Consider the following 10,113-nt stretch of genomic DNA (forward strand, 5'->3'; position numbering starts at 1 on the left):
CAAGATTGTCGTCACAATCTTGATACCTCTTACTTTAGGATGTTTGACAGAGAACCAAAATTTTTAGTTCAAGGACTGAGCAGCCGTGATGATGGCTACCTTGTAGACGTCCTCTTCGTTACAACCCCGTGAAAGGTCTGAGACTGGCTTGTTCAAGCCTTGCAGAATAGGTCCAATGGCTTCGAAGCCCCCGAAGCGCTGGGCAATCTTGTAGCCAATATTACCAGATTGTAATTCAGGGAAGACGAAGACGTTGGCGTGCCCGGCTACCTTGGAGTCTGGGGCTTTCTGCGCGGCGACACTGGCAACGAAGGCGGCGTCGAACTGTAATTCACCGTCAACGGCTAAGTCAGGAGCGGCTTCGTGAGCCAACTGTGTGGCCTCCTGAACCTTGGTGACCATGTCACCCTTAGCGGAACCCTTAGTTGAGAAGCTCAATAAAGCAACCTTAGGGTCAATATCGAAGACCTTGGCGGTGTGCGCACTTTCGACAGCCACTTCGGCCATCCCGGCAGCATCTAATTCGATGTTAATAGCACAGTCAGCAAAGACATAACGCGCGTCACCCTTCTGCATGATGAAGGCCCCACTGATACGACGAACACCGGGCTTGGTCTTAATGATCTGTAAGGCTGGCCGAACGGTATCCCCGGTTGGATGAACCGCACCAGAAACCATCCCATCAGCTTGGCCCATGTAAACCATCATGGTCCCAATGTAATTGGGATCAGTCAGCATTTTTTCCGCTTGTTCCACGGTGTTCTTGCCTTTACGACGTTCGACTAAGGCATCCAACATAGCCTCGTGATCAGCTGTCGACATGTCGGCGGGATCGAGAATCGTCAACGGTGTCAAATCAATCGCGTGGTTCGTAGCCGTCGCCTGAATATCAATCTTATCTCCAAGCACAATTGCCTTAATCAAACCATCCGCTGCGAGGCGGCTAGCGGCTCCGAGAACTCGTACATCGGCACCCTCAGGAAACACAATCGTTTTATTTTGACCATTAATCTTTTGCTTAAGACTATCAAAAAGTTCCATAGTTGAAGACCTCCATAAAATAATCCCACGATTCAGTTCTGTTGCGACGTCTGGTTGGGCGACCCTTTCGGATCCGCAACCGTTACCTCTGCGGGTAATTGCCAATCAATGGGAGCCTCCCCCAAGGACTGTAAAGCGATGTTGGTTTTTGAGAATGGCTTGGACCCAAAGAATCCCCTGTTGGCCGATAAGGGACTCGGGTGCGGCGACTGCAAGACGATGTTGGTCTTGGTATCAATCAACTTAATCTTAGACCGGGCCGCATTGCCCCATAGGATAAAGACCACGGGTTCCTTGCGCGCCGACAACTTGGCAATTGCCACGTCCGTCAAACGCTCCCAACCATGGCCCTTATGTGAAAAGGCTTGACCATAACGCACCGTCAGTACGGAATTCAACAACAGAACCCCCTGCTTCGCCCATTTCTCTAAATAGCCATGGTTGACTGGGGCAATCCCCAAATCACTCTGAAGTTCTTTATAAATATTCTTGAGCGACGGTGGAATTGGCGTCCCGGGCAGAACCGAGAAGCTACACCCATGAGCCTGACCAGGGTTGTGATAGGGATCTTGTCCTAAAATAACGACCTTGACCTGACTAAATGGCGTCCACTCAAACGCTGTGAAAATATGATACATGTCTGGGTAAATCTCATGATGCTGGTATTCCTCGACTAAAAACTGACGTAACTGTTGATAATACGCCTGCTCAAATTCGGGTTCCAGCACCGGCCACCAATCATTGTGAATAAACGGTTTCATTCCCAACACCTCAAGGTTTATTTTAGCATAAGACCCTCACAAATGATATTGTCCAACCAGAACCCCAAAACATGGTAGAATGGGTCTAGGAAATCTGGAGAAAGGAGGGGTCTCTTTGCGAACACTCTATTTAAATGAGGCGGCACTGTCGGCCAAGGCCACGTCGGTTATTCGTGACGACCAGAATCAGTCCTGTTACCTGTTAGTTGGTAAGTGGGGTCTGCGCGCCGACGTTCTCTCCGTCTATACCATTGCGGGAGCTTTGGAGGCCGAGGTCAAACAAGAATCGCTCGGCTTGTTGCCAAAGTTTCGCTTGATCTACCATCGTCAAACGGTTGGCCGCGTCAGCAAAACCTTCGGTGTGATCCGCGAAGTTCTCTTCGTCCGTGGCCTTAACTGGGTCATCATGGGAAATCTTAACAGCGGCCACTTCCGCATCTTCCGTGGCCGTGATCGTATCGCCACCATTACCACGATGGCCGGATCCGGCGGAGAAACCGTGGAGCTCGTGGTGGATCAACTGGATAACGAACCCCTCATCATTTGTCTAGCAGCCATCCTCGATCGGTGGGCCAAACATCAGCAGGGTGCCCTCCTCCCCAAGAAAGCTTGGGGACCCAAGCGCCTGCAGTCAGGCGTTGTCCCCTTCACGTTACGCAAAAAATAACTTAACTAAGGATTGTGAACGCTCACGAGTGTCGCAATCCTTTTTGCTTACTCAAATTTCGGCAAAGAAAAAGGCCAACGCGCTGAACGCATTGACCTCAAATCTTATTTCGCCAGAACTAATTTCTTGTTAGCGGTGACATACTTGCCATTCGTTAATTGGTAACGTGTCGTCAAGTGATAAGAAACAATCTTCTTAACCTTTAAAGTTTGCCCCTTCTTGTAGTGCTTAACCTTGTGGGTCTTCAAAGCCTTGTTCTTGTAACTGTTAACCCCTTTAGGGTTGATAACTTTAAGTTTATTGTGTTTAACCGCGTAGTATACGGGAACCACGTAAGCATGCTTCGTGGTGATGTAGCCCGTCTTACCATCCGTCTTGGATTCATGGTTAACGTCTTTAACTTTGTACCGCTTGTAGCCCTGTTTAGACTTGGCGTAGCCGGTAACCACAAACATTGGCCGGTTCGTCCGCTTCTGCTTGCTGTAAGTTACCTTGCGAGCCTTCTTAGAGAAGTTCTTGCTACTGTATAAACTGATCTTCTTAGTCGCGTAAACCACACTGGTCAACGGCGCAATCGTGTCGGCATCCCCACCGGAAACTAAGTCCGGTGCATAGTGGAACGTCACGGATTGGCTGTTGTTGGTGAAGGTTCCCTTGGCTTGACCATCTGTTGAGGCCAGCTTGTACCCAGAGAAGCCTAATTCTTCAGCTTGGTAGCTTGCGCCTAACTTACCAGTTAAGGTCACATCATCTGCAAGCTTTTTGCCATCGTTGTCGACGTAGTGCACCGTGACTGGTTGGCCACTTTCGGTTGGAACCACTGGTGTTGTGGGATCAACATCAGGTGTCGTGGGTTCGATGACTGGTGTTACGGGTTCCCAGACGTAGGTTTCCATGCCAATAATCTGGTTGACTCGGTTATCAAAGACATCAGCCCCACTATCAAAGGTTTGCCCTAAAGGATTACCAACCGTTCCCTTGCCAACAGCCCGCCACTTGCCGGTATACTCATCAGTTGCTTTAACACTTGGCAAGTTTCCCGTGTCCTGTGTGCTTTCACTAAAATTCATCGAGAATTGTTTGAGGGCTTGCGCTTGGTTAAACATGCTTGAGGTTTTCCCAGCAAAATCTTTCAAACCGATTTTTTCTACACCTGAGTAGGAAATGAACGAATCCAACCGTACCGACTTAGAAAAATTGGCCTTCGCAAAATTAAGTTCTTTGAGGACGGTATCTCGTTTAAACATATAAGCTGCAGTCGTTAAATTAGGTGTTTCAAAACCACTGACATCCACAGCACTTAATTGCTTGTCATATGCAAACATATCAAAGAACGTGGTTGCCTGCTTGGTATCAAACTTCGAAGTGTCGAGTGAAGTGACCTGAGGTAAGTTTGAAAACATGTAACTCATGTCTGTTGCATGACTGGTATTCAAAAGGTCAAGATTATCAAAACCAGTAAGATTGGGCAAGTTTCCAAATAGATTTTTCGAATTTGCTGGTACCGTAACGGGCCCGTCAAAGACAATTCTCGTAATCTTTTTGGCAGCAGCATTAGCAGCGTTTTCAATAACCGTCTCACTGGTTGTTGGTGTACCGTTGTACTTGCCATTATCATCGGTAACTAGTAAATACCCCATTACCGAGTTTATGTTGGTACGCTCATCAACGACTCTCGATTCATCAAAAGTCCCAGCACCAAAGTGCAAGACGCCATCAGACTTCATATAAAAGTGTGACGTCCCAAAATTCCCTTGAATTTCGTCGCTATCATCGGCATCTGTTGATGTCGTATCTGCATCCGTCGCAGCCTTCGCCGTAACCACCGGTGCCAAATTAGGTAAAACAACCGCACTAATCGGTTGTGCAACCCCCAAAGTTAATCCAAATAATAATGCTGTTGCTTGCCATTTCATGAATACTTCCTCCTCCATAACAATTCCCTAGTAAGAATTATTTCGAATAAGTATTTCGCTAATACGTTTCGATATGTATATAATAACACCTACAATCATAAAAGGGAAGGAATTTTTTCCACACTTATCTAAAAACGGCAGTTTGTTCATACTGGTTAGCCTGTTTTTCGTTATATAATCATCAAAAATCCACTGTTAACGGCAATTTTAAACCGGATAGTGTCCGCAACACGCAGTTGTTAATCCGTTTATACCATATACCAGTTTCCGGTGTTATATGTCATCCTTTTTTAGGATGTCCAGCTTTTTAGATAACCTGTAACATCAAAAACACGTCCTCCAAATTGGTCGTTGACCATTTGAAGGACGTGTTTTTGATGCTATTTAGTTAGCATGATTACTTCTGAGCAATCACTAATTTCTTATTAGCTGTGACGTACTTGCCGTTGGTCAACTGGAAACGCGTCGTTTTCTTGTAACTAACGATCTTCTTAACCTTCAGTGTCTGCCCCTTCTTGTAGTGACGAACCTTGCCCTTTAAGGATTTCTGCTTGTATGCATTAACCCCTTTGGCATTCAGGACCTTCACTTTATTCTGCTTTTTAGCATAGTAGACTGAAGAAACATAGGCACTCTTAGCCGTAATGTATCCCGTCTTACCAGCCGTCTTAGAATGGTGATTGACGTCGCGAACCTTGTAACGACGGTAACCTTGCTTGGATTTGGCATTCCCGGTCACCACAAACATTGGCCGGTTGGTCCGTTTCTGCTTCCGGTAGGTGACCTTCTTGGTCTTCTTCGAGAAGTTCTTGCTGCTATAGAGGTTGATGGTCTTCTTGGCGTAAAGCACGCCGGTAATTGGCACAACTGTGGCTCCGGACCCACCAGTTGAGAGATCGGCGGCGTAGTGGAAAGTTACCGTTGTCGGCGTACTCCCAAAAGTCCCACTCTCATCCCCAGTCACGGTGCTCAACTTATAACCAGAAATCGCCAAACGTTCGGCTGTGTAGGTTGCCCCAAGGGTTCCCGTCAAGACCTGGTCATCGGCAAGTTTCTTGCCTTGGGCATCCACATACTTCACAGTGACGGGTTGCCCTTGTTGCGTATCGGGTGGTGTTACCGGAGGCGTCACTGGTTCAATGACCCGCACTGCGGGTTCCCAAACGTAAGTTTCCACGGATGTTGGATTGTGATCGCCACTGTAAAGCGCCGCAACTTCAGCTCCCTTGGCATAACGCTCACCCAGTGGATTCTGAACCGTCCCTTCACCAACAGCTTCCCAACTGTGAAGAAATTCATCATCGTTCATGGTGTTGGGATCGTTAAGATAAGTGGAGGTACTCTTGAAAATCGTCTTGGGTCCGAGCGTTAACTGCCAGAGGTTCGTTTTCCCATTAAACATCGAACTGCCACTAAAGTCAGCTGGTGGCGCAAACGAATCAAGTCGCAAGATCTGTACGTTACTGCCACTAAACATGTATAAAGCACTCTTCAAACTGGCAAAAGTGAGTTTAGACATATCTAATTCCTGTAACGAAGCATCATTTACAAACATTGACATCGTAGTGGTGACGTTATCCGTATTAAAGTGCGAAAGGTCTAGATTGGAAACTTTTCTGAGCTGATAGAACATAAATGACATGTCGGTCACATGACTCGTATCAAAATGAGAAACATCCAGCGACTGTAAGACGTTGTTTCCTGTCTTGGTTTTGTTATCAGCTGGGTCAACGAAAGATTGACCTGAAAGAAACATCCCTTTCATGGTCGTTGCTGCGGACGTATCTAACTTATCGAGATTGACATATTCGCTGACAAAGCCAAATTGGGCAAAAAGGTTGGTTGCATTTGATGAGGTGGCTACCGGTCCATCCAGGACAACCTTGGTCACTTGCTCCCCAACCTTGTTCAGGTCTGCCTCGGTTGACGCCGGCTTGCCTTCTTTAAGCGCAATCTGTGTGACCAATTGCCCCTTATTCCCAGTAATTTCAGAACTTGTCGGTTCTGCCAATGTCCCGGCTTCCAAATGAAGCTCGCCAGAGGTCGTCAAATACCAATGAACGCCATAGTCCCCTTCAACGGCAATGTCTGACTTAGTCGTGTCAGATGTCGTGGCTGCCTGTGCCACCACAGTTGTCCGCAAGCTAGGCGCAGCTAACGTGGCTAATGGCTGTGTCACCCCTAAGGTGAGACTCGTGAGTAAAATTGTTGCCTGCCATTTTTTCATGTTGGTCTCCTCAACTTTCAAAAAATTTACCATTGTGGAATCGCTTACTTTTACGTTGGATATAATAACACCGTTAATGAGTTTCTACCAGCATTTTATTGCACACATTGCAAAAAAGTTCCCATTCTTCCCCTTTCATTATCTCACACATTTTATTATTCATTGATTTATATCACCTGTCATCGCCATTATTACGGAGTTTCTGGTGATAGGACATCCAGATTTCAATTTTCTAGAGCGACCTCTGGCCTTATGCAACAGAGTGAACGAAGTCAACAATTATCAAACGCTGATACCCCTTATTGACGGACTGACTTCACTTTTATACGTAAAAAGCATCGTGAGCTATAACACTCACGATGCTAGTCGTTACTATTCAGCGATAACTAACTTCTTATTACCAGTGACGTATTGGCCATTGGTCAGTTGGAAACGCGTAATCTTGTTGTTACTGATGATTCGCTTAATCTTAAGCGTTTGGCCCTTCTTGTAGTGTCGAACTTTATCCTTCAAATTCTTTTGCTTGTAGCCGTTGATCCCCTTAGCCCCCAGAACTTTCACTTTTTTCTGGTTCAAGATATAGTAAGCTGAGGAAACATACTCGTATTTTGCCGTAATGTAACCCGTCTTACCGGCCGTCTTTGAGTTCTGGTTCACATCACGAACCTTGTAGCGCTTGTAGCCTTGCTTACTCGTGGCGTAACCCGTCACCGCAAATACTGGTCGGTTGGCCCGTTTCTGCTTGTGGTAAGTGGCCTTAGGCGTCTTGTCCGTAAAGTTCTTGTTACTGTGCAGGTTGATGGTCTTCTTGGCGTAGACCACCCCGTTCACCGGCACGGACCCATCGGATTCTCCCCCGGTCGTTTGGTGTGGAATGTAGTGGAAAGTCACCGTAGTTGGCGTGCTCGTAAAGGTTCCTTTAGCATCACCGGCAACCTTGTGGAGCTTATGCCCATTGATGGCGAGACATTCCGCTTTATAAACTTCTCCGACATTTCCCGTCAACACTTGGTCAGCTGCCAGTCGTTTGCCCTTGGTATCTAAATGCTTTACGGTCACCGGTTGCCCTTGCTCTACGGGCGCTGGTGTTGGGTCAACTTCCCGCTCGACTGGCTCCCAGACATAAGTTTCCACTGCACTTGGCTTGTTCTCACCAGCATACAGGGTCGTCACAGCTCTTCCAGTGTCATACTTGTCACCTAATGGGTTCTTAACCTTCCCACTCCCCACGGCTTGCCACTTGTCAAGAAAAGCCTCATCTTCAATCGTATTGGCATCATTCAGATAAGTGTCTCCCGTCAAGGTCGTCTTGGGTCCCAGCGTTAACTGTTGGAGCGTTGATTTACCACCAAACATTGCCCAACCCGTAAAGTTAGCTGGCGGTGCGAATGAGTCAAGCCGTAACACTTCTAAGTCACTCCCACTAAACATGAAGGCCGCAACCTTCAAATTGGCGAAAGTCAGGTGTGACATATCGAGCGATTTCAACGATGAGTTCCCAAAGAACATCGAGCCGGCATTAGTCACCTGGTCAGTGTTGAAACTCGACAAGTTATAACTAGAGACCTTTCGTAACTGAGTGAACATGTTCGTCATGTCTGTCACGTGACTAGTATCAAAGTGTGAAACATCCAAGGCGGTCAACACGTTATTGCCATTTTTCGTTTCGTTATCCTCTGGGTCCACGTAGGCCTGGTCCGAATAGAACATCCCCTTCATCGAGGTTGCCGCCGACGTGTCCAATTTATCAAGGTTAACGTATTCGCTCACATGGCCGAACTGAGCAAAGAGGTTAACTGCGTTGGCTGAAGTTGCCACCGGTCCATCCAATACCACTCGGGTAACTTGTGCACCGACCTCTTGCAATTGTGGTAGCTTGGGGTTGGTAATCCCCTGTGCTTCAGCAATCTGGGTCGATAACTGGCCATTGTTTGAGCCGTCACCCGTAGTTGGTGGAATTGGGGTATCCTTTAATGTTCCGGCGCCTAAATGTAGTTCACCCGCGGCCGTCAAGTACCAATGCACGCCGTAGTCCCCTTCGGCGACAACATCACCTTTTGTTGTGTCGGACTGTGTTGCTTCGGATTGAGTAGTCGCGGCCTGAGCCGTTACCGTTGGTTGACTGTTGGGTGTCGCTAATACAGCAATAGGTTGGGTAATTCCAAGGACGAGACTCGTGAATAAAAGAGTTGCTTGCCATTTCTTCATGGTGGTTTCCTCAGCTTTCGTTTTTTATATTATGTGAAGTTTCGTACTTCATATCTTGGAAATGATAATACCATCGTTCACCTAAACTTGACTACTCTTCCAGGCATTGACTGGCAAAAAACATCCCATTTCGTTCGACATCTGCACCATAAATTCTAAAATTCACAAAGTTGGGACTCTCGCAACCTCCCCACATCAGACTTCATCACACGTTAAAATTAAAATTTCATTTTCGAATAGTTATCATTGACTTTTTCTGATGGTTTCGTCAAACTCACGTCCCGAAAAAAGCCGTTATCCCCGACAAGCGAAGATAACGGCTCTATTTGAAGTTTAGATTTAATCAAGGTTACCGTTTTGAACGAACGGTTTCGATGAACTCTGCTAAGCCCTGTGGATCGGTCAATTGCCGATTACACTGGTCACTATCACGGCAGATATAATTACCATTACGCGTATAGGTTTCCAGTCCGGCCTTCGTCGTGGTAACGAAGAGCGAGACATTCCCGATCGTATGACAGATAGCACATACATTCTTAACGGTCTTGGGACCCATATCACCCTGAATACCAATCAGCTTGCCTTGATAGGGTGCCACCAGATACTTCTTCTGGTTACCCCCATCATTCCAGCCCAGATACGTGAGTTGATGGCGGTTAACCGACGCCCATTCAGGCTGTTTCAGCTTCTTGACCTTCCGGAACAACTTACTCAGTTGCTTCGACGTCAGATCTGGGAAGGGTTCGACTAACGGTTCTAAGGTTGGCAACAGTGCTGCCGCGGCCTTCCGTGTCAGGCGATCCGGCTTCAGTCGTTCTATGAACGCCTCGGTAATCGGATTGTCAGCTGGCAAAATAGCCTGAATTTCGGCAATCGTACTGTCGCGAATGACCCGCCGCATGCGGCTGTCATTGACCGAGAGATAAGAACTGACGAGTGTGTTAACCTTCTGGGTGATATCACTATAGTTGTATGCAGTTATTGTTGTTTCCATGAATAAAGTTCCTTTCAGATTTAAACCAGACACTTCTCCGAAAGGTATGACAGAAAAGTGTCGCTAACAGCCAGCACTCATCTGTACAAATAACGATGCCATCATCGTCGATCATCTCCTTGCATTCAGTTTTTTTAGCTGAATTGTTTTCTAGTGTACCGAAACTCGCCGCAGATTGCAACTGTAAGGCGATCAAAAAGAGTGACCGACAAGTTCTGTCGATCACTCTCATGGTCTAATAGCGGTTCTCTGTCAACTGTTGTTGGTAAAATTCGTATGAAGGTAGCTTGATCACGGTG

The 10,113-nt window shown here is 46.9% G+C and carries 7 protein-coding genes; 1 reads left to right on the forward strand and 6 read right to left on the reverse strand.

Annotated elements, in window-relative coordinates:
• Positions 1-63 precede the first annotated feature (63 nt).
• Together pta and IV54_RS00825 are read right to left on the reverse strand one after the other, a co-directional pair.
• The gene (gene pta, locus IV54_RS00820) at positions 64-1,041 is read right to left on the reverse strand and encodes a phosphate acetyltransferase (RefSeq protein ID WP_057877502.1); all 978 of its coding nucleotides are present in this window, start codon (positions 1,039-1,041) and stop codon (positions 64-66) included.
• A 32-nt stretch (positions 1,042-1,073) separates the two neighbouring features.
• The gene (locus IV54_RS00825) at positions 1,074-1,802 is read right to left on the reverse strand and encodes a uracil-DNA glycosylase (protein WP_057877503.1); all 729 of its coding nucleotides are present in this window, start codon (positions 1,800-1,802) and stop codon (positions 1,074-1,076) included.
• Between the two features lie 115 nt (positions 1,803-1,917).
• Here IV54_RS00825 and IV54_RS00830 point away from each other — a divergent pair, with 115 nt between their 5' ends.
• Entirely contained in the window at positions 1,918-2,469 is a 552-nt protein-coding gene (locus IV54_RS00830) for an LURP-one-related/scramblase family protein (protein ID WP_057877504.1), read from the forward strand.
• A gap of 104 nt (positions 2,470-2,573) precedes the next feature.
• Here the strand turns inward: IV54_RS00830 and IV54_RS00835 are convergent, their stop codons facing one another.
• The 4 genes from IV54_RS00835 to IV54_RS00850 form a co-directional block, all read right to left on the reverse strand.
• On the reverse strand, positions 2,574-4,385 hold the full coding sequence (locus tag IV54_RS00835) for a MucBP domain-containing protein (protein WP_057877505.1): 1,812 nt from the start codon (positions 4,383-4,385) through the stop codon (positions 2,574-2,576).
• Between the two features lie 397 nt (positions 4,386-4,782).
• Complete coding sequence (locus tag IV54_RS00840) at positions 4,783-6,612, reverse strand: DUF5776 domain-containing protein (RefSeq protein ID WP_057877506.1); 1,830 nt, start codon at positions 6,610-6,612, stop codon at positions 4,783-4,785.
• Between the two features lie 372 nt (positions 6,613-6,984).
• Positions 6,985-8,820 (reverse strand): DUF5776 domain-containing protein, encoded by a 1,836-nt coding sequence (locus IV54_RS00845; protein WP_057877507.1) that lies wholly within the window; start codon positions 8,818-8,820, stop codon positions 6,985-6,987.
• Between the two features lie 349 nt (positions 8,821-9,169).
• Positions 9,170-9,814 (reverse strand): FusB/FusC family EF-G-binding protein, encoded by a 645-nt coding sequence (locus IV54_RS00850; RefSeq protein ID WP_057877508.1) that lies wholly within the window; start codon positions 9,812-9,814, stop codon positions 9,170-9,172.
• Positions 9,815-10,113 lie beyond the last annotated feature (299 nt).

It is taken from the genome of Levilactobacillus paucivorans, from assembly GCF_001437125.1.
GTDB lineage: Bacteria > Bacillota > Bacilli > Lactobacillales > Lactobacillaceae > Levilactobacillus > Levilactobacillus paucivorans.